The sequence below is a fragment of the Pontibacter kalidii genome (genome assembly GCF_026278245.1).
In the GTDB taxonomy this organism is placed as follows: Bacteria; Bacteroidota; Bacteroidia; order Cytophagales; family Hymenobacteraceae; genus Pontibacter; species Pontibacter kalidii.
The window spans coordinates 370,589-391,462 of the sequence record NZ_CP111079.1 but is presented as its reverse complement, the minus strand read 5'-3'; the positions used below and the strand labels follow the sequence as shown (position 1 = coordinate 391,462).

The 20,874-nt window shown below is 55.2% G+C and carries 15 protein-coding genes; 4 read left to right on the top strand and 11 right to left on the bottom strand.

Annotated elements, in window-relative coordinates; translation table 11 throughout:
• Window positions 1-2: 2 nt before the first annotated feature.
• Both OH144_RS01645 and OH144_RS01640 read left to right on the top strand, forming a co-directional pair.
• Window positions 3-284 (top strand): GNAT family N-acetyltransferase, encoded by a 282-nt coding sequence (locus OH144_RS01645; protein WP_266204544.1) that lies wholly within the window; start codon window positions 3-5, stop codon window positions 282-284.
• A 13-nt stretch (window positions 285-297) separates the two neighbouring features.
• Window positions 298-972, top strand: coding sequence for an outer membrane beta-barrel protein (locus OH144_RS01640; protein WP_266204543.1), 675 nt, complete (start codon window positions 298-300; stop codon window positions 970-972).
• A gap of 274 nt (window positions 973-1,246) precedes the next feature.
• Here the strand turns inward: OH144_RS01640 and OH144_RS01635 are convergent, their stop codons facing one another.
• Window positions 1,247-2,770 carry a gluconokinase gene (locus OH144_RS01635; protein WP_266204542.1) on the bottom strand — a complete coding sequence of 508 codons (1,524 nt, stop codon included), beginning with the start codon at window positions 2,768-2,770 and terminating at the stop codon, window positions 1,247-1,249.
• Window positions 2,771-3,544: 774 nt separating this feature from the next.
• Here OH144_RS01635 and OH144_RS01630 point away from each other — a divergent pair.
• Window positions 3,545-3,952 (top strand): hypothetical protein, encoded by a 408-nt coding sequence (locus tag OH144_RS01630; RefSeq protein WP_266204541.1) that lies wholly within the window; start codon window positions 3,545-3,547, stop codon window positions 3,950-3,952.
• A gap of 45 nt (window positions 3,953-3,997) precedes the next feature.
• On the opposite strand, the gene OH144_RS01625 is transcribed toward OH144_RS01630, so the two are convergent.
• Together OH144_RS01625 and OH144_RS01620 are read right to left on the bottom strand one after the other, a co-directional pair.
• Entirely contained in the window at window positions 3,998-4,471 is a 474-nt protein-coding gene (locus tag OH144_RS01625) for an META domain-containing protein (protein ID WP_266204540.1), read from the bottom strand.
• Between the two features lie 150 nt (window positions 4,472-4,621).
• The gene (locus tag OH144_RS01620) at window positions 4,622-5,476 is read right to left on the bottom strand and encodes a hypothetical protein (RefSeq protein ID WP_266204539.1); all 855 of its coding nucleotides are present in this window, start codon (window positions 5,474-5,476) and stop codon (window positions 4,622-4,624) included.
• 254 nt (window positions 5,477-5,730) lie between these two features.
• Here OH144_RS01620 and OH144_RS01615 point away from each other — a divergent pair, with 254 nt between their 5' ends.
• On the top strand, window positions 5,731-6,747 hold the full coding sequence (locus tag OH144_RS01615) for an alkaline phosphatase D family protein (protein WP_266204538.1): 1,017 nt from the start codon (window positions 5,731-5,733) through the stop codon (window positions 6,745-6,747).
• A gap of 62 nt (window positions 6,748-6,809) precedes the next feature.
• Here the strand turns inward: OH144_RS01615 and OH144_RS01610 are convergent, their stop codons facing one another.
• The 8 genes from OH144_RS01610 to OH144_RS01575 all read right to left on the bottom strand — a co-directional run bounded on the left by OH144_RS01610 (window position 6,810) and on the right by OH144_RS01575 (window position 20,812).
• Window positions 6,810-8,156: an amidohydrolase family protein gene (locus tag OH144_RS01610; RefSeq protein ID WP_266204537.1), complete on the bottom strand. Its 1,347-nt coding sequence runs from the start codon at window positions 8,154-8,156 to the stop codon at window positions 6,810-6,812.
• A 95-nt stretch (window positions 8,157-8,251) separates the two neighbouring features.
• On the bottom strand, window positions 8,252-11,278 hold the full coding sequence (locus OH144_RS01605; RefSeq protein WP_266204536.1) for an amidohydrolase family protein: 3,027 nt from the start codon (window positions 11,276-11,278) through the stop codon (window positions 8,252-8,254).
• A 995-nt stretch (window positions 11,279-12,273) separates the two neighbouring features.
• A complete protein-coding gene (locus OH144_RS01600) occupies window positions 12,274-14,169 on the bottom strand; it encodes an amidophosphoribosyltransferase (RefSeq protein WP_266204535.1) in 1,896 nt (631 codons plus the stop codon).
• A 7-nt stretch (window positions 14,170-14,176) separates the two neighbouring features.
• Window positions 14,177-15,682, bottom strand: coding sequence for an NADH-quinone oxidoreductase subunit N (locus OH144_RS01595; RefSeq protein WP_266204534.1), 1,506 nt, complete (start codon window positions 15,680-15,682; stop codon window positions 14,177-14,179).
• Window positions 15,683-17,428, bottom strand: a complete 1,746-nt coding sequence (locus tag OH144_RS01590; protein WP_266204533.1) for a complex I subunit 4 family protein — start codon at window positions 17,426-17,428, stop codon at window positions 15,683-15,685.
• A gap of 64 nt (window positions 17,429-17,492) precedes the next feature.
• Window positions 17,493-19,628 (bottom strand): NADH-quinone oxidoreductase subunit L, encoded by a 2,136-nt coding sequence (gene nuoL / locus OH144_RS01585; protein ID WP_266204532.1) that lies wholly within the window; start codon window positions 19,626-19,628, stop codon window positions 17,493-17,495.
• A gap of 360 nt (window positions 19,629-19,988) precedes the next feature.
• Window positions 19,989-20,297 carry an NADH-quinone oxidoreductase subunit NuoK gene (gene nuoK / locus OH144_RS01580; protein ID WP_323134771.1) on the bottom strand — a complete coding sequence of 103 codons (309 nt, stop codon included), beginning with the start codon at window positions 20,295-20,297 and terminating at the stop codon, window positions 19,989-19,991.
• Between the two features lie 2 nt (window positions 20,298-20,299).
• Window positions 20,300-20,812 (bottom strand): NADH-quinone oxidoreductase subunit J family protein, encoded by a 513-nt coding sequence (locus OH144_RS01575; RefSeq protein WP_266204531.1) that lies wholly within the window; start codon window positions 20,810-20,812, stop codon window positions 20,300-20,302.
• Between the last annotated feature and the right edge of the window lie 62 nt (window positions 20,813-20,874).

Below are 20,874 nucleotides of genomic sequence, written 5' to 3'. Positions count from 1 at the left end.
GTATGAAATACGAGATCTTACACGAAGAGAAGTACCAGCAGTTTACCGCCAAGCTAGGGCAGGACGAGGAGGCGGAGATAGCCTACGCCAGGCCGGAAGAAGGTGTGCTGGACCTGACGCATACGTACGTGCCCGAGGCTTACCGCGGCACCGGGCTGGCGCAGGAACTGATCAACGCGGCCCTGGAGTACGCCCGCCAGCACCACCTGAAAGTAATCGCCTCCTGCCCGGCCGTGAAGAAACACATCGCGCGGCACCCCGAGCACCAGGACCTGCTGCAGTAACCTATACTTCCCGATGAAGCGATTTATACTTTATGTACTCCTGCTGCTCTGCACCTTACCTGCCGCTGCACAAACAGAGGCAGAGCCTGCGCCAAAGCATGTGCTGGGCCTGCAGTTGGGGATCGCTCCTGTAAGCGGTAGCTTTGGCAAGGGTGGTTTTGACGATGCGTACCCGGCCTTTGCCCGCGACGGGTTGCTGCTGACGGCCAGCTACCGCTACAACCTCGGCAGGCACCTGGCCGCCGGGACTTCGGTGAGCTACCGCCACAACCGCTACGATCTCGATGCCTTCGCTGCCCCGGACGATGAACTGGTAACTGGCAAAAGCTCCGAAGCCTGGCGCTCTGTGTTTACCCTGGCCGATGTATACCTACGGTTCCCGGTGGAGGGGGTGCTGGAAGCATACCTGAAAGGCTCCATGGGCGCCTCCTTTAACCGCAGCGCCTCCTGGCAGGTGCAAACCGTTTACGGTGACATCGTGATGCCCGCCGACAGGGCCACGGCCCTCGCGCTGGGTTGGGGCAGCGGCATCGGTTACAACGCGCACCCTTTCCTGGTCACGGTGGAGGCCGGCATGCTGCACACCAAACCTGTGTTTACCGTTCCCAACACCCAAGGCCATCTTTTCCGGCACCGCCAGGCTATGAACACGTTTCATGTCAGCCTTGGCGTACAGTTCACGCTATAGCCTTGATGGAAGACGAAAAAAATCTTGCACATTTTTCCTACCTGTTTCAAGGCTAGAAAAGTGCGTTAGTGCATCAGAAACCAAGGTTTTATACTTTAGCAGCTCATCAACACAAAAAAATTGTGTGAAATTTTTCACCTAACCGTAACCTTGCATACCCGGCCCCGTTAAAGAGTATGGCTAAAAGTTGAAAATAGATTAATAAAAGCAAGGGACTCTGGAGACGGAGTTCCTTCTTTTATTTTAGGTGGGTCTCACTGTTTCCACCGGTAGATCACACCTTGCCCAGCTGCTCAAAACTATCCTTCAGCTTCGGGTACAGCGATTCGAAAACGGCGTAGCTCTTGGCATAGGTTTGGTGGTTTTTCTCGTCAGGCTCAAAGGTGCGGCTCACCCGGATCATACTTTCCGCAGTTTCGAGCGAGGGAATCAGTTTAAGGGCGTACATGCCCATGATGGCTGCCCCAAAGGCGGAGCCCTCACGGGTCTCGGTCAGCTGCACTTTCTTGCCGGTCACGTCGGCCAGCATCTGCACCCACAACTCGGAGAAGCAGAAACCACCATTGGCGTAAATCGATGCAATTGGCCCGACCACCTGCTCCAGCGCCTGCACCACGCTGTTCACGCTGTAGATCACGCCTTCCATCACCGCCCTCAGAAAGTGCGCCCGCTTGTGGTTATACCCAGCCCCGATAAAACAGGCCCGCGCTGAACCATCCCAGATAGGGGCCCGCTCACCGAGCAGGTAAGGCAGGAAGAGCAGCCCTTCCGCGCCCGGCTTTATACTTTCCGCCACCTCGTTCAGCAGTTCATAGATGTCCTGGTCCTTCAGGCTGGCTTCAACGGTTTCGGCGGCGTAGAACGTATCCCGGAACCAACGCAGCGCCACCCCGCCATTGTTCACCGCCCCGCCCAGCACAAAATGGTCCTCGTTTAGGATGAAGCTGAACACGCGCTCTTTCAGGTCGGTGGCGGGCTGGCTGGCCATCATGCGCACCGCACCGCTGGTGCCAATGGTCACCACCGCCTCCCCGGGCCGCACCGCATGCGAGGCCAGATTGGCCAGTGTGCCATCGCTGGCTCCAATTACGAAAGGCGTGTCGGCCGGGAGGTGAAGCGCTGCGGCATCCGCTTCCTGAAGGCCCCTGAAAGTATAGGTGGGCGGCACCGGCTCCGGAAGTTGCTCCGGATGTATGCCCGCCACCTGCAGGGCATCCTCGTGCCAGTTAAACTCAAAGATATGGAACAACCCCATGGCCGAGGCCACAGAGTAATCAACTTTATACGCTCCGAAAAGCCGGAAAAGCACATACTCTTTAATGCCGATGAACTTGGCCGCCTGCTCAAACAGCTCCGGCTGCTCCGCGCGCAGCCAGCACAGCTTCACGAGCGGCGACATGGGATGCACCGGCGTACCGGTCTGCAGGTAGATCTTATGGCCCACGGTGCTGCTCTTGATCTCGTCGGCATACGTATGGCTGCGGGAGTCGGCCCAGATGAGGCAGCGGGTCAACGGCTTACCGGCGGCATCCATTACGATCAGGCTGTGCATGGCGCTACTGAAGCTCACCCCCTCTATCTTATACTCCTGCTGCCCCAGCCACTCTGCCACGCCGCTGAGGGTCGCGAGCACCGCCTGCAGCACCTGCTCCGGCTCCTGCTCTGCCTGCCCCGGCTCCTGGCTGATGATCGGGTACTCCTCCACCCGCTGGTACAGTACCTCGCCGCCCATCCCAAAGGCTACGCTTTTGGTGCTGGTGGTGCCGATATCCACGCCGATAACTGTGCTTTGTTGCATCGTTGATGATTTTAGTGTTGCATACGCAACCGCTGGTACAGGTTTATACTTCTGCGGTATTTTTGTTTAAGATCATACTTTGCGGCTTCACGTGCAACCCCGCTTTGCGAATACACGCTACTGCCGTTGCTCAAGAACCGGCTATACATACTTTACAGCTTCTGAACAGCTATATGTGCGCGGCCAAAGCCTGCTGAGGCGCTGCTGCAGGATTCCCTCTCGCCGGTCCACACACCTTGTATAAGCGCCTTTATACTTTACCGCGCCTGCCAACGGACATCAGAAACAGGTTTTACACACTTCTGCCCCCTTGCCGCACGCCCGCAGCCAGTGAAGTGCACCTACCAAAGCCACTGATTACCAGCTTTAAACTGTGCGGTGCGGTAGCTGAGTTTACAAGTATGATTTTATATGGAAGGCCAGGGGATATCCATCTCTGCTCGCTTTCCTCCTCCTGCTGAGCCTTATCACGGTATACTTCCGTTACCAGGAGCGGCAGCGGCTTAAGAAACAATAGTAACCTCCTTTTGCCACATACAGCCACGTCTGCAGCCATTATGGGCTGTGGATAAAGTATGAAAATGTAGATAAAGTGTGGGCTGGCGATCTCCCGAAAAAGTATAAGCCACTGCCTTTCAGTCCTTTTTACAGTTGCTACCCACGGGCCGCCACTGCGGCAGTGTAAAATTTGTCCACATTCACATTTCGTACATATTGATTACCTATTTTTGTAAAGAACAAGACGCTTACACAAACAGGCAACGGACAGTAGCGATGGTTAAGACAAACACACACAGAGGCGAGGTAATACGCGATGCCATCAAGGCGAGCGGCGTGGCAATAGGCGTGGTGGCCGAGAAAATGAGCATCAGCCGCAAAACACTTTACAATAAATTCAAGGAGTCGAGCATTCCGTACAGTTTTATTTTGAAGCTGGGCGAGGTGATCCACCACGATTTTTCACAGGACTTCCCACACCTGGGTAAAACTGTGAAAAAAGAGGCCCCAAAGCCGCAGCCGCAAATGAGCACCAGCCTGCTCCTGCCCTTCGACAGCGATCCGCAGGAAGTATATAAGCCCAGCAACCTCCGCGACTGCGAGCAGGAACTGGTGAACCTGCAGCGCAAGTACATTAACCTGCTGGAGAAATTCAACGAGCTGCTGCTGAAGACGCAGGCATAGCCCTGCGCCAATTCCCAGCGCCCGAGGGGCTCCCCCGCCCCCGGATCAGTATTTGATGATGCCTCCTTGCTCGGCGTCGTTGTCAATGCTCTCTTCGGTGCCGGCCATAAAGGTGGCTACGGCGGTTCCGTTGGCATAGAGCGTAAGCACCTCACCGGAGATCCGGTAGCTATCCACGCGGCTGAGTATATCCATCAGCTGGTTTTCCTGGTCCATGTCGGGGCAGGCCATGCGCGAGGAGCCGAGGCCGGATAGCGCCAGGTTTTCACCGTTAAGCTCATACCTGCCAAAAAACCTATTGCACCCGGTAAACCCATGTACCCGGGTTTTGCCCTCCTCAAAGCGGATAAAGGCCGTTCGGGTGTCCTGCGGCCGCTGCACGTCCTGCCCCTCCAGCGAGAGCAGCGTCCAGTAGGCATCCAAAACACTATCCGTTTGGGCTGTCCGGTTCGTAGGCTGCCTGGTGCAGGCGCCGGCCAGCAAAAGCAGTAGCCCTAGCACCGGAAGTATACGTGTCATTCTTTTCATCATCTGGTAAATTTATCACAAGAGTATAACCGCCTTTCCTGGCAGCAATGTTTATACTACGCAGCAGTTGCCCTAAAGTATGGCACTGAAAAAGCCCGCAGCTTAGCCGCGGGCTTTGTAGTTCAAACCTGCCAGGCTATCCTACCCTCTCGGAGATTCCATGCCGTAGCTGCTTGCGCCGGAGTTTGCGCGGTAATCCGGACCGGATGTTTCGCCGGGGCGGCGGTAGCGGCTGCTGCGCTGGCTGTAGTCGTCGTTGTCGCTCACGTAAGAGCGGTTGCTAGCATAAAGGCCGGTGGCATAGTTATCGCGTTGGCCGGAGTTGCTGATCTCACCACGATAGCGCATGTCGTCGCTATCGTAATCGCGGTCGTAGTAGTTGCGCTGCTGGCCGCCGCGGTAATCGTTATCGGAGCGCCTTTCGCGGTGCTCGCCGCGGTCGTAGTAGGCATCTATGCCCAGCATGTTATAGCCGCGGTCAGAGCGGCCCCTGTACATCTTCTCATCGCGGTTAAAGTCCTCATAGCGGCGGCCCTGGCCACCGCTACGGTAGCTGTTGTCCTGGCGTCGGTAACGGTCGCTGTCGTGGCTACCGGAGCCGGCACTGTAATTTGTGCCCCTGGCGGTGCCATAGGTGCCGTAGTTATCCTCAGCACCCCAGCCTGTGCCTCTTTGTCGCTCATAGCCGCCGCTTTGCTCGTTGCGGCGGTTCCCCATGTAGGGGTTAGGGTCGCCATAGTGATAATCGCTGCCGCGCTGTTCCGTTACGCCACGGTAGCTGCTGGCGCCGTAGCCGCCCACCGGCCCGCCGCTGCGGTAGCCGAAGTTAGGATCTGGGTTAGCGCTGCGCACGTTGCGGTACTCGGCGTTCTCATCGCGCATGCCATAGTAGTTGCCATGGCGGTTGCTGTAGCGGTCTCTGTAATTGTCAAAGGCCTCGTTACGGTCGGATCTATTTTCGTAATCTCGCTGATACTCTCTGTCGTTTCTTTCCATAGTAAAGTCAGTTTATTTTACATGTATACTACCCTATAAACGCACCTCAGCTCTATACGTTTTCTTTTGCCGGACTCAACATGCTTCTGGTCGCCTCCGAGCCATACCCCAGACTACGGCCAGTTAGTACCAACCGTATACTCAGCAGAAAGCCCTGCCCCTCAGCATAGGGTTTTCTTTTGGCCTGCCGGAACATATGTGCAAGAGCAGGTGTAGTAGGAAGTATGCTTGCAAAGAAATGTACTATCAGGAACATGGCGCTGATTATCCTAGCCCTGTGCCTGTTTTCAATAGATAACCTAAAGGCCCAGAACAGGCAAACCACTATTGCCTTCGGCTCCTGCAACAACCAGGACGAGCCGCAGCCGCTGTGGCCCTCCATTGTAGCCACAGACCCCGACCTGTGGATTTGGCTGGGCGATAACATCTATGCTGATACGGAAAACATGGATACCCTGGCCAACAAGTACAACCGCCTGCTGCAGCACCCCGGCTATCAGGCACTACAAAAAACTGCCGCTATCACCGGCACCTGGGACGATCATGACTACGGCTATAACGACGCAGACGGCAACTACCCCAAAAAGGCGGAAAGCCAGCAACTGTTCCTTGATTTTATGGGCGTGCCTGCCGATGATCCCGTGCGAAAACAGGAGGGTATTTACCGCAGCTATACATATGGCGAGGGCGAACAGAAAATAAAAGTATTGTTGCTGGACGGCCGTTATCACCGCGACCCGTTCAATGAGCTGTTTGGCCTGTACCTGCCCAACTACGGCGGCGATCTTTTGGGAGAGGCGCAGTGGCAGTGGCTGGAGCGCGAACTAACCAACTCCGACGCTCAGATTCACCTCATCGCCAGCGGCATGCAGGTACTTCCGACGGGCTACGCCTACACCAGCTGGTCGGCTTACCCAAACGCCCGCAAGCGCCTGCTGCGGCTCTTGGAAACCACGCATCCTGCTAACCCTATCCTGCTCTCCGGCGACCGGCATGTGGGCGAGCTGGCTAAGATTGAGCTGGCAGGTTACGCGCAGCCGGTTTACGAGATCACCTCCAGCGGCATGACCCACCACCGGGAGCCCAGCAGGCACGGCAACCGCCACCGGATCGGCCAGCAAGTAGGGGCGCTCAACTTCGGTTTGCTCACCATTGACTGGGGAGAAGCGGAGACAAAAGTGACTATGCAGATACGGGGCGTGGAGCACAAGGTGCTGCTGGAGCAAAAACTTACGTTTGAGAAGACTCCAATTCCTGTTTCCAGTAGATAGCCATAAAAAAGCCGGGCTGCCAACGTGTGGCAGCCCGGCTTTACTTTAACAGCAAGTATAAATTACTTACCTGCAGCCGACGAGGTAGCCGTAGTCGGCACTTGCTGCTGCTGGTTTTTATACTTGTTCTCAAACTTCTCGTAGAGGTATTTCTGCTTGTCGTTCAGGTCCACCTGGCGGCCCTGGATAAAGGCGTACGTCACGTTGTTGGTGCGCATGTCCAGCAAATCGCCTGAGGAAACCACCAGCGTGGCGTCCTTGCCTACCTCCACAGACCCGGCCTGCTTTTCTATACCCAGGATCTTAGCCGTGTTGAGCGTTACCGCCGCCAGCGCCTGCTCCTTATCCAGGCCGTAGGCAGCGGCTGTACCGGCAATAAACGGCAGGTTGCGGGTGCCGTGGATGCTCAGATTATAGTCCAGTGCGAACGGGATACCCGCCTTGTGCAGCAAATACGGTGTTTTGTAGGGCATGTCCACATCCTCCTCCGCTCTGGAAGGCAGGGCATGTACGCCAGAGTAAATCACGGCAATGTTATTGGCTTTCAGGAAATCGGCCACAGCTATGGCATCGCGGGCGCCCACCACCACAATCTCTTTCACGCCGTGTTTCTTTGCAAAGTTAACGCCTTCGATAATTTCCTTGCCGTAGTTAGCGTGGAGGTAGAGCTTACGGGACCCATCGAATAAACCGGTCATAGCGGCCAGTTTCAGATTCTGGTTGTCGTGCTTTCCAGAGGTATACACGGCCGCATCGCGGAACAGCTTCTCCAGTTCCAGGATCGTTTTCTCACGGCCCTCGGCCATACGCTTCAGGCGCTCATCGACCTCCTTGTTACCTGTTTCCACCAGCATGTAGGGCCAGTTCAGGTGCAGCCCTTCGTCCGCTTTCACAATGGCATCCTCCCAGTTCCAGGCATCCAGCTGCACAATAGAGGAAGTACCGGAAATCGTACCGCCGATCGGCGTCAGCTGCGTCATCAGCACGCCGTTGGCGCGCACCGTCGGGATAATGTCTGAGTCGGTATTGTAAGCGATCACGGAGCGCACGTTCGGGTTCATCTCGCCAATCTCACGCCAGTCGATGGTTGCCTTCACGCTCTCCACCTCGTTGAGGCCAAGCGTAGCGTTTGGCTGGATCAGGCCCGGGTAAATGTGCTGGCCTGTTACGTCCACTACTTCGTAGCCACTCAGGTTTGCGCCGCTCTGCGGGCCGGCATACGTAATTTTCCCGTTATCGAAGCCTACGGCGGCGTTCTCCACTACCTGTCCGTTGCCAATGTGCAGGGTTGCTCCCTTCAGCAGCATTGGTTTGCTTTGCTTAGGCGCCGGGGCTGGCACCTGCGCCATTACCGGCACTGCGAAGAGCATTGCCACCAAAGCAGAAATATATCTTTTATGGATCTTCATTTCTTTAATTGTTGAATTTATTTGATTGATGATTGCTAATTGTTGATTGTTTCTAATTCAAAAACAATCAACAATTAGCAATCATCAACTAACATTTAATAGGCAAAGTATGACTCCTCCTCGCTGTGCTGCACGTCTTCGCAGTGAACCACGTGAGCTTTTCTGCTTCGGGGAGCCTGTGTTTTAGCACCGTTGCCCTTCTCGTGCAGCATCTTCTGCACCAGGCGCATGCGCTCTTTCTCCAGTTCCTCACGCAGCTGCTCGTCGCGCTCCACATCGTAGTAGGCGATGCCGTCCACGAAAGTCTTCAGCGGCTTGGCGTAGATAGAGAGCGGATGCTCGTTCCATAGCACAATGTCCGCGTCCTTTCCGGCCTTCAGGCTTCCCATTCTATCGTCGAGGTGCAGGAGTTTAGCCGGGTTCAGGGTCACCATTTTCAGGGCGTCCTCTTCGCTCATACCGGTATACTTCACACTCTTGGCTGCCTCCTGGTTCAGGCGGCGCGCCATCTCCGCGTCGTCGGAGTTGATGGCCGTCACCACACCCAGTTGGTTCATGATGCCGGCGTTCTGCGGGATCGCATCTTTCACCTCCATCTTATAGGCCCACCAATCGGAGAAGGTAGAGCCGCCAATGCCGCGCTCCTTCATCTTGTCAGCCACTTTATACCCTTCCAGGATGTGCGTGAACGTGTTCACCTTAAAGCCCATCTCGTCGGCCACTTTCATCAGCATGTTAATCTCGGACTGCACGTAAGAGTGGCAGGTGATAAAGCGCTTATCGTTGAGAATCTCCACCAGCGTCTCCAGCTCCAGGTCGCGGCGCGGGGCCGTGGCTTTGGACTTTTGCTTTTTAGACAGGCTGTTATAGTTCTTCCAGGTCTGCTCATACTCTTTGGCGCGCTGGAAAGCATCTACAAACACCTGCTCCACACCCATTCTGGACTGCGGGAAGCGAATCGTCTGTATGCCGCCCCAGTTCGACTGCTTTACGTTCTCACCCAGTGCGAACTTGATGTAGCCATCGGCGTTCTCCACCAGCAGCTCATCGGCACTCTTGCCCCAACGCAGCTTAATAATAGCCGACTGACCGCCAATCGGGTTAGCGGAGCCGTGCAGTAACTGCGAGGTGGTAACGCCACCTGCCAGCTGACGGTAAATGTTGATATCTTCAGGGTCTACCACGTCAGCCATGCGCACCTCAGAGGTTACGGCCTGCGTGCCCTCGTTCACGCCGTCCAGGGCAATGTGCGAGTGCTCATCAATGATGCCCGGTGTTACGTGCTTGCCTGTACCGTCAATTACTCTGGCACCAGACTCGCTCAGGTTCTTACCTACCTTGGCGATCTTGCCGTTCCTGATCAACACATCCGCGTTCTCCAGCTTCCCTTCCTTCTCGTTTGTCCAAACGGTGGCGTTTTTGATGAGCATGGTCTCCTGCTTTGGCAGCTCCGGCTGGCCATAGGCCTGAAACGGGTAGATCATGCTGCCGATGGCCGTGTTCTCCTCCTCTTTCTTCGCACGGTCTTTCTTCTCCTGCTCGGTCATGGCTTCGGAGTAGGCCGCCACCCACTTCACCGAAGAAGCGTTTGGCAGCTGGCCCTCGCCCTGCAGGTTTTTGTCACTCACCCAGCCGCTCAGGCGGATGCTCTGCTTGCTGTCCTTGCTCTCAGCAAAAGAGATGGTTACCAGGTTTCCCTTTATGCTGATGTTGCCTTTTACCGTGTCCTGCGCAATTACCTTCAGCTCTGGTTTCTCTGCAGAGCCGGCAATCAGGAGTTTACGACCCGTGTCGTTCCCTAATTTCAAAGTATAAACGCCACGGTAATCGGCCGGCACGTCAGAAATTCTGTACTGCTCGCCCTGTACCCAGTTCTCCAGGATCACACCGTCCTCCGAGAAAAGATTGTCGGTGGTGATGATGAAGTTGGCCAGCATGCCCTTGTTCAGGCTTCCAACCAGCTTATCGGCGTTCAGGAGTTTAGCCGGTGTAGCTGTCAGCGCTTTCAGAGCCTCCTCCTCGCTCAGGCCATACTTTACGGCTTTGCGCAGGTTCGGCAAAAAGTCTTTTTTATCCTTCAGGTCGTGTGCGGTGAAAGCGATGGTCACGCCTGCTTTCTGCAGCAGCGCTGCGTTGGCAGGAGCCATCTCCCAGTGCTTCATATCATTCAGGGCTACGCGGCGCGCATCAAACGGGTCCTCCACGTTATAGGCGCTTGGGAAATCCAGCGACAGGATGATGGGCGCATTGGTGGCCTTGATCTGCGGCAGCATCTGGTACTCGTCGCCGGCGCCTTTCATGATGTACTGCTTGCCAAACTCATCCCCCACCTTATCGGCACGCAGTATGTTCAGCTTGTTAGAAGCCTCAAAAATCTGCGGGTAGTTATTGGCCTGCGTAAAAGCGGCCAGGGAGATATTTTGCTCTTTCTGCGGATTCTGTGCGTTCCACTGGGCATCCAGGTACGTCTGGCGCAACAACGCCACGGAACCCATCAGCGAGTTCGGGTAATCCTGCTTCGAGGTACCTTTCTCAAACGAGAGCGCTGCCGCGGCTCTATCCTTCAGCACGACCTCGTTCTCGCGCTTCTCAGCCAGTGTTACGAGGGCAGCCGTACCACGGGCGATGCCATCGCGGTGCACGGCCAGCACCGTACCGAATCCCTGCTTGCGCAACTCCTCCGCCTTTTTGGCGTCTACCTTGAACAACTCCACGGCGTCTGTTTCCGGGCGGATGGCCTCGTTCCAGTTAAAGGCGCCCTCTTTCGTGGACTCCATCTGCGGGGCCGAGCGCCAGCTGCGGCGCTCGGCCTTTACCTCCGGCACACCGTAGTCGCTGAACATGTCCACCAAACCCGGGTAAATATGCTTGCCTTTGGCATCCATCACGACGGCTCCGGCAGGCACCTTTACGTTCGTGCCCACGGCCTCTACTTTTCCGTCGCGGATAACAAGGGTGGCGTTGGGGATAGTTGTCTTATAATCGGTGTGAACGGTGGCGTTGGTGAAGGCCACGAGCCCGGCGCGTTCGTCGTACACGCCATTGCGCGGAAAGGTCTCCTGCGCCATTACACCACCTGCACTAAAAGTAAGGCAGGCTGCAATGGTTAGAATTTTCTTCATTCTGTAGATGTAGGTGATAGTTTAAGGTTTAGACAAGTTTCGGCTATCAATGTAAGCATCAGGGAGATAAAATACTATATAATTGTATGGTTTTCCTGCTATAATTGCTGCCGAAGTTGCTTCATATCCTTTGACTGCTGCCGCTGCGGAAGGCTTAATGGGGAAGATATATTTTTGGAGATTTAGCTGGAGGGTGGGTTCCTTACAATGCTGATAAGTTTGTAAACCGGTTAGCTTGCAAAGCATACTTTATACCTGGGTTATACTTTCATACTTATACTTTGGCTATAGTACTTACTTTCTTCTGCTGTCCCGGACTTCTTCGTCTGCGTCGCTGCGGTATCGGATCCAACCACCCCTACCCTCTGCTTCACCCCTCCCCTAAAACAGGGAGGGAGCTTTTGCAGCATTTGTTCCAACCACCCCAGCCCCTCCGAGGAGGGGAATTCACCCTACCCCAGCCCTCCCCTAAAAACAGGGGAGGGACATTCGCGATACCTGGTCCAACCACCCCTACCCCTCCTTGTCTAAGGAGGGGAGCTCCGTTCAAGCTCCGTCAGCGGCGGCTATCGAACTGATCCCAGTCCTTGGGTTGAGCGCCTTGTAGATTTCCGGTTTCGCTTTAGCGAAATTGCGACAGCAAAGGAAATGTACACCGCGCGATGCCCGAGGACGAGCCCTCTCGGGCTTGAGAGCACCAAAGTATGAATTGCAACAGTAGGTTTGTGGGAACTAGAGGATCAGCGGTGTTTTGAATGGATAGCTTGTGTCCAGTTGCAGGCAGCAACGGCTATGGAAGTATAGCCAAGGGAAGTATGTGCAAAGTATAAGTATAGCTTACACGGGACGTGGACGTCCGCAGCAGTCTTGGCTATGCAACATGAATCGAACTCCCTCCCCTGTTATTAGGGGAGGGTTGGGGAGGGGTAAAACAAAACCGGCCGCTGCACAAGGTACAGCAGCCGGTCCTAAGTATGATTTATACTTTATACTTGTTAATAGGCTCTTCCGGACTTGTTCTCCACGAAATTCATAAAGGCACGGTTCACGACGCCTGTACCACCCGGGGTAGGGTAATTGCCGGTGAAGTACCAGTCGCCTTTGTGGTTCGGGCAGGCCTGGTGCAGGTCTTCGATAGTCTGGTAAATCACCTGTACATCTGCATGCACCTCTGGCGCTTTCACGATCTCGGCAACTTTATTCGAAATTTCGTTGTGCGTGAACATGTTGTATAGCTCCTGTACAAAGTTGGTTTCCTTAAAGGCTGGCGTACCAGCAGCGGCAAGGCACTTGTTATAAGTTTCCTGTACCTTTATTAACTGCCCACGATCCTTCAGCAGGGCCAGAAGCGCTCTGAAAGCCACAAACTCCTTCATCCGCGACATATCAATGCCATAGCAATCCGGGTAGCGGATCTGCGGCGCGCAGGACACGATGATGATCTTCTTCGGCTCCAGCTTGTCGAGCATTTTTATGATGCTCTTCTCCAGCGTCGTGCCGCGCACGATCGAGTCGTCCAGCACCACAAGCGTATCCACGCCTTTCTTCACCACTTCGTAAGTAGTATCATACACGTGCGTTACCAGGTCGTTTCGACTGTCGTCGTCGGTAATGAACGTACGCAGCTTGGCGTCCTTGATCACCAGTTTCTCGGCACGCGGCTTAAACTGCAGGATCTCGTCGAGTTCTTCCTCCGTCAGCTTCTGGTTAAGAATGGCCTGTTTGCGGTAGTCGCGCAGGTAGTTCTCGATACCCTTCATCATGCCCAACCACGAAGTTTCGGCCGTGTTCGGGATGTAGGAGAACACGGTGTTTTTCAGGTCGTAGTTAATGGCCTCCAGGATCTGCCTGCAAAGCAGCTTGCCCATGTTCTTGCGCTCGGTGTATATCTCCGGGTCGTTGCCGCGGGAGAAGTAGATGCGCTCAAAGCTGCACGAGAGCTTCTCGCGCGGCTCCACCACTTCCTTCAGCTCCGGGTTTCCGGCTTTGTCAACGATGAGGGCATGGCCTGGGGCAATCTCCTTTATCTCACTGTACTCTATTCCAAAGGCGGTTTTAATAGCCGGCTTCTCTGAAGCGACTACCACCACCTCGTCATCTATGTAATAGTACGCCGGACGGATGCCGTTCGGGTCGCGCATGACGAAGGAGGCACCATACCCTGTAAGGCCAGCCATGGCATAGCCTCCGTCAAAATCCTTGGCGGCACGCTTGAGCACACGCTGCATGTCCAGGTTCTGCTCTATGAGTTGGGTGATTTCTTTATTGGTGTAGTCGCCTTGCTTGTAGTTGTCGAACAGCACCTGGTTCTCCTCGTCGAGGAAGTGGCCGATCTTCTCCAGCACCGTGGTCGTGTCGGTCTTCTGCTTGGGGTGCTGCCCCAGCTCCAGCAGTTTCTGAAACTGCTCATCCACGTTGGTCATGTTGAAGTTACCGGCCACGGCCAGGGAGCGGCTGCGCCAGTTGTTTTCGCGCACCATCGGGTGGCAGTTGTCCACGCTGTTGAGGCCGTGGGTGCCGTAGCGCAGGTGGCCCAGGTACACATCACCTAAAAACGGCATGTTCTCCCACACCCACTCCACATCTTCGGCCTTGTCAGGGTATTGCTCCTGCAGCGCCTTATACTCCTTGCCGATCTTGCCAAAGATACTGTCGATGGCGCGGGTTTTCACGGAGCGGAAGCGGCTGATGTAATCGATGCCGGGCAGGGCGTTAATCTTGATGCTGGCGACACCCGCACCGTCCTGGCCGCGGTTGTGCTGCTTCTGCATGAGCAGGTACAGCTTGTTGATGCCATACATCGGTGTGCCGTACTTCTTGGCGTAGTAACTGATCGGTTTCCGGAGCCTGATTAAGGCGATACCACATTCGTGCTTTATTGCGTCGCTCATGAGTGCTTTATAGTGTCTGCGCCAGCAATTGCTCTATCCAGCGGAGCAGCAGGTCGGGTTTAAAGAACAGGACCAGCAGCGGCAGGGCGAACAGCGCCAGCAACAGTTTTTCTGACGGTGAAATAACTAAATTTTCGTGAGATTGATTCCCTTTGAAGAAAAGGTAGTATGGTATCTTGATATAGTAAAAAAGCGCCACCCCCGTCAGCAGAATCCCTGTTATTAACAGGGCCAGCAGCAGGTTGTTTGCCGACAGCGTGTAAGCCTCCCACACGTTGCTAAAAATCAGCAGTTTGCCCGTGAAGCCGGCCAGCGGCGGAAGCCCTGTGAGTGAGAGCAGGTAAAGCAGCGCCATCACCCCAACATATGGCTGCGAGCGGCCCAGGCCCGAAAAGCCCTCCAACGTCTGAACGCCATTTTTTTCCTCGGCCACCTGCAGCAGCAGGAAAACACCGAAGTTCATAAACAGCAGCACCGTGAGGTAAAACAGCACGCTGGAAGTATAGCCGGTGCCGAAAGCCAGCAGCGCCATCAGCAGAAAACCAGCATGCGACACGGAAGAGTATGCCATCAGCCTGCGCGGCGTGCGTTGCCACAGCGCCGTGAAGTTTCCGATAGCCAGGGTGGCGATGGCAGCAACGCCTAACAGCAACTGCACATCGGCAAAGGCATCGGGGTCGGTAAAGTTGCCCACAAAGCGAAGTATAACCAGGATACCCGCTATTTTTGGCCCGGTGGAGAAGAGCGCCACCACCGGCATCGGCGCCCCCTGGTACACATCCGGCGCCCAGAAGTGGAAAGGCGCGGCAGAGATCTTGAAGAAAAAACCGGCCAATACCAGTACGGCGGCTACTGTTACCAGCAGTGTGTCGGCTTGCAGCAACCCCAAGGCGAAGGCCTCCGAAGTATAGTTCAGCGTACCCGTCAGGCCGTAGAAAAACGACATGCCATACAGCATCACCCCCGCCGACAGCGTCCCGTAGAGCACATACTTCAGGCCGGCCTCCACGGCGCGTTTCTCGGTTTTAAACGTAAGGGTAAGGATATAGGAGGCGATGGAAACGACCTCAATGGCCAGGAACACCATCAGCAGGTTAACCGATTTGGCCATCAGGTTGAGGCCCAGCACGAGTATTAGCACCAGCGCATAAAACTCGCCCCTACCCTCCTGCAGCTTTTCCAGCCGCCTGAGCTGCAACGCCATGAAAATGGCAAATATACCTGCCGCGCTGAAAAGGATGCCGCCGTAACGGGCCAAGCCATCCGAGAGCAGCAGGTTCAGGAAAGGCTCGTCGCCGGAAGTATAGCCCCCCAATACCTGCAGCACCAGCACCCAGAACAAACCGGTAAGGGCCAGCCAGGGCAGCAGCTTTTTTATACTTTTAGCTTTGAACAGGTCGAGCGTTACGAGCAGCAGGAAGAAGCAGGCCAGCACCAGCTCGGGCAACAGCGAGCCTGCTCCCGCCAGGATGGCGTTCAGTTTATCCGACAAGTATACCGCCTGCTCGTTCACTTATTTCAGTGTTGATAAGATTAAACCCAGCTGCTCCTGCCCCCGCTGCAGCACCATTTCCGTGAAACCATTCACGGTCAGGCCGATCTTGTCTAGCAGCAGGTGCGGGAAGATACCGAAGAGCAGCGCCAGCACCGCCAGCGGCACCAGCATCAGGTACTCTCTTGTGTTGAGATCGGTGATGAGAGCGTTCTGGCGCAGCTCCGGAAAGATCCAAAACTTACCGAAGAACATGCGCTGCAGCGCCCACAGGTAGTAGGCTGCGCTCAGCAGCAGGCCCAGCACCGCCACAATAGTAAGCCAGCGCGGCAGCAGGCCTGTGGCCTCCGGCGCACCGAAACCGCCTACCAGCACCAGCAGCTCCGAGATAAACCCGGAGAAGCCCGGCATGCCCAGCGAGGCGAAGAAAGCAATCACCACAAAGCAAGTATAAGCCGGCATGGTGTTGGCCAGACCCCGGAAGTTATGGATCATGCGATCATGAGCACGGTCATAAATTACGCCGACTACCAAAAAGAGCATGGCCGAAATAATGCCGTGGCTGAACATCATGTAAATAGCGCCGTTCACGCCCTCGTTAGTGAGCGAGGCCAGCCCCAGCAGCACAAAGCCCATGTGCGATACCGAGGAGTAGGCGATGAGCTTTTTCAGGTCTTTCATGGCCAGCGCGTTCATCGCCCCATAAATAATAGAGAGCACGCCTAAGCCCCCGACGAGTATGGAGAAGTAAGTGCCGGCATCCGGGAAGATCGGGTACACAATGCGGATCAGGCCGTAGCCACCTACCTTTAAAAGTATAGCCGCCAGCAGCACAGAGATAGGTGTCGGGGCCTCCACGTGCGCATCGGGCAGCCAGGTATGCACAGGCACCGACGGCACCTTGATGGCAAAACCGGCAAACAACAGCAGAAATGCGATAAAGCGCAGCGGCAGGTTCCAAAGCATACTTCCGGAGAGCACGTGCAGCAGGCTGTTAGGGATAAAGTTGGCCGGCTCCATCATGGCCGGAATACTGAAGGTACGCACCAGGTTATAGTTGCTGATCTGGTTGCGCTGCAGCATCTGCTGCACCTTATTGAGCACCTCTGCACCAGCCACCTGGCCCTGCTCCAGCAGCCCCATCTGCACCGCCGTCGCCTGAGGATCGATCACGGAAGTATAGAGCCCGATCATCACGATCAGGATAAAAAGGGAGCCTACCAAAGTATAAATAAAAAACTTGATAGCGGCGTACTCGCGCTTCGGACCGCCCCAGATGCCGATCAAGAAATACATCGGCAGGAGCATAAACTCAAAAAAGAGGTAGAACAGGAAGAAGTCGAGCGCCAGGAAACACCCCATCACACTCGTCAGGAGTAGCAGGTAGAGCAGGAAATAGCCCTTCACGTTTTTGGTGATGTTCCAGGAGGAGATCACCCCGATCACGCCTACTATGCCCGTGAGCAGCACCATGCTGATGCTGATGCCATCCACGCCCACAAAATAGTCGATCTGGAAGCGCCCCAGGTTGCCGAGCGAGAAGCCGATCCAGTTGAGTTGCTGCACAAACTGGTAGCCCATCTGCCCGTTGGCAGCCGCAGCACCGTCAAACCGGAAGTATAAAAGCACGGCCAGCCCCATCTGCACCAGCGACGCCAGCAGCGTAATTGCCTTGATTGGTTTGTGCAGGCGCACCGGCAGCAGCAGGATGACAACCGCTGCCACCAGGGGTGTAAAAATGAGGCTCGTAAGTATAAAATCGTTCAACTTTACCTATTGTTGATTGTTAATTGCTGATTGTTAATTGTTAAATCCTGATCCCAAAGGTAAATCAAAACAGGATGATATATAGCATCAGCAAAATAAATCCGAACAGTGAGTAGGCAAAGTAGCTCTGCACTTTACCGTTCTGAAGGCCCCGGCCCACGCGCCCCAACACCTTCGAGAGCGCCCCTACCAGCCACACCAGCCCATCTACTACCCAGCGGTCGAGCCAGGCCACAACCTTCGCCAGGATCACCAGGGCTTTGCTGCCGTTGTTGAGCACATAGTCAATAACCTTTAGGTCGATGTGGTAAAGCTTGTGACTAAGCCGGAGCGTTGGCTGCACAAAGGTGCTCTCGTAAAATTCGTTCAGGCGGAAGTGCTGATGCGAAACCCGCGCTAGCTTGCCCTGTGGCTCCTCGTGCAGCAGTTGGGCAGAGGTTCGGCTTCTATACTTCAGGATGGCCCAGCCAATACCGGCCACGCCCAGCAAGGTAGAAAGGACGCCAAAGATGATGTGCAAAGTATGATTTGCCGCATCCTGTGCCTGCACCGCCTGCAAAAGCCGCTCGGAAAGTATGGCTGACAGCGATAATTTACTCAGGCTGATACCCTGCAGCAGCCAGCTGCTTCCGAAGCTTAAGGGGTTAAGCGAGAAGAAAATGCCCAGCGAAAGGATGGCCAGCAACACTACCGGCAGCGCCATCACGCGCTCTACCTCCTGCCGGGCCTTCAGCCGCACATCCTGCACCGGAAAAGCTGCCCTGAACCCGCCGAAGAAAATATACCACATGTGCCGCGCCATGTAAAAAGCTGTGAGTAGCACCACCGTAAACCCGATCACTGGAATGACAAAGTATACACCGCCTCCCATGGTCTGTGCCCAGGCCCAGCTGCCGGAAAGAATGGCATCCTTGGAAAGGAAACCGGAGAACAACGGCAAGCCAACCAGGGCTGCCGCAGCGATGAGGTACGTATAAAATGTAAGCGGCATGGTCCTGCGTAGTCCGCCCATATGGCGAATATCTTGCGCATCGAGGTACAGTTGGTGCTGGTGCAGGCCCCGGTGCATGGCATGGATGATGATGCCGGAGTTGAGGAACAGCGCCGCTTTGAAGAATGCGTGCGTCGAGAGGTGAAACAGTGCCGCATCGTGTGCGCCCACGCCCATGCCCATCACCATATAACCTAGCTGCGAAATGGTGGAGAAGGCCAGCACGGCCTTAATGTCGTACTGCGTGAGTGCCACCAAGGCTCCGACCAGGGCTGTAATGGCGCCAATGATGGCAATGATGATGAGAGCTTCGGGGGTGAAGAAGGCGTAGCAGCGGGCCACCAGGTACACACCGGCTGCCACCATGGTAGCCGCGTGTATGAGCGCCGACACCGGCGTCGGGCCCTGCATGGCGTCAGGCAACCAGACCTGCAGCGGAAACTGCGCCGACTTGCCCACGCAGCCCATAAACAGCCCCAGCCCTGCCACCGTCAGGAAGACCGGTCCCAGTTCTACCCGCCAGTCCTGCCCATCCAGCGTATATGTAGCGATAAAGCTGCCGCTCTCCCAGACCCCGTTGCCGATGAGCATGCGCAGCGCCTCCAGGTCGAAGGTGCGAAAGTAAGTATAGAAGGCAAAGAGCCCGAGCAGCAGCCCGATATCCCCAATGCGGTTCACCAGGAAAGCCTTTTTATTGGCCGCCACCGCCGCCGGTTTGTGAAACCAGAAGCCAATGAGCAGGTATGAGGAGAGCCCGACCAGCTCCCAGAACATAAACAGGAGCAGCAGGTTATCCACCAGCACAATCCCCAGCATGCTAAAGGTAAACAGGCCCAGGAAGGCGAAGTAGCGGCTGTAGCCCCTATCGCCGTGCATATAGCCCACCGAAAAGAGCTGCACCAGCAGTGAAATGAACGTAACGATCACCAGCATCAGCACCGTGAGGTTGTCGAGCAGGATTCCAGCCGTGAAATCGGTAAGGGAGTTACCCGGCAGGCTAAACCAGGTTGTGCGGCTGTGGAAGGTGGCCGTGTTCCAGGTCTGCATGAACAGCCATCCTGAAAGTATAAAGGCCACTGCCGTTAGCCCGATACCCAGCCAGTCGCCGTGGCGCGGCAGGCGCTTACCAAGTATAAACAGCACCAGAAAGCCCAGCAGCGGCAGCAACAGCACAACCAGTGCGGCTGTGGTCTGGGGGGTGGCTGCCAAAGGCTTTAAGAGTTCGGATAGCTCCAACGTATACTTCTGGTTTGGTTTCTGATATGCGTGGCCGGGCCAGCTAAGAGCGGGCAAAGTTAACCAAGATTTATAAGATACAATGATTTTAGGAGGCAATCAAAGCTTGGGGGCTTCACCAACACCTTTTAAAGTAATTCTGCCGCAAGTTTAGCGCTAGCGTAACTTGCGACTATTTATCAGGCAAGTTTTCAACTTGCATTATGCGGAGCAGAAAAGAATAAATGGATAGTTGCCTTCTAGTAGATAACCTGGCCCTTCGGCCCAGCTGAGTTACAAACCCAACTTCATGCAAAGCCACAAGTTAAAAACTTGCGGCAGGATAAGTTTCCCTTACTCTTCCTGCGTTGCTACCTCGCTCAGGTTGGCTGTTTTAAAGTACTGGTATACCCGCAGCACAATGGCCAGCGCCACGGCTGCCTCGGCGGCGGCTACCACAATCACGAAAAGCGAAAACAGCTGCCCTTGCAGCAAAGCAGGATCGTGCCGGCTGAAAGCCACCAGGTTGAGGTTGGCGGCATTAAAGATCAGCTCAATACCCATCAGCACCACCACGGCGTGGCGTTTGGAGATAACGGCCAGTACCCCGATGCTGAACAGCACGGCACTCAGGAGTAAAATATGCTCTAACGGAATATCCATACCTATACTTTGGGTTTGTCGGTGGCTATGTAGGCAGCGCCCATCAGGGCGATGAGCAGCAGCAGCGAGGCAAGCTCAAAAGGCACCACCACATCCGTCATCAGCTTAATGCCTATACTTTGCACCGTGCTTTTCTGATCGCCCAGCACATCCATCTCAGAAGTCTGCAGCCACGGCAGCGCGCTGATATTCGCCTTGAGTATCGTATAACTCAGCCCGACAAGTATAAGCCCGGCCACCAGGGTGCCCCATACTTTGTTCACGCTCTCCGACAGCACCGATTTATCGTGCACGCGGCTGCTGAGCATGATGCCAAATAGTATGAGCACCAGTACCCCGCCCACATACACCATCAGCTGCGTAACGGCGATAAAATCAGCGAACAGCAGCACGTAAATGCCCGCGATGCTCAGCAGCGTGATCAGCAGCGAGAAGCCCGCATACAGCAGGTTTCGCGTCAGCACCATGTAGGCCGCCGATAGTATGGCAAGTATGGCGAAGAGGTAGAAAAGCACGGTTTTGTTGTTAGTTGATCGTTATTGGTTAATGGTTGTTCAAAGGCCTCACAGTGTCCAGA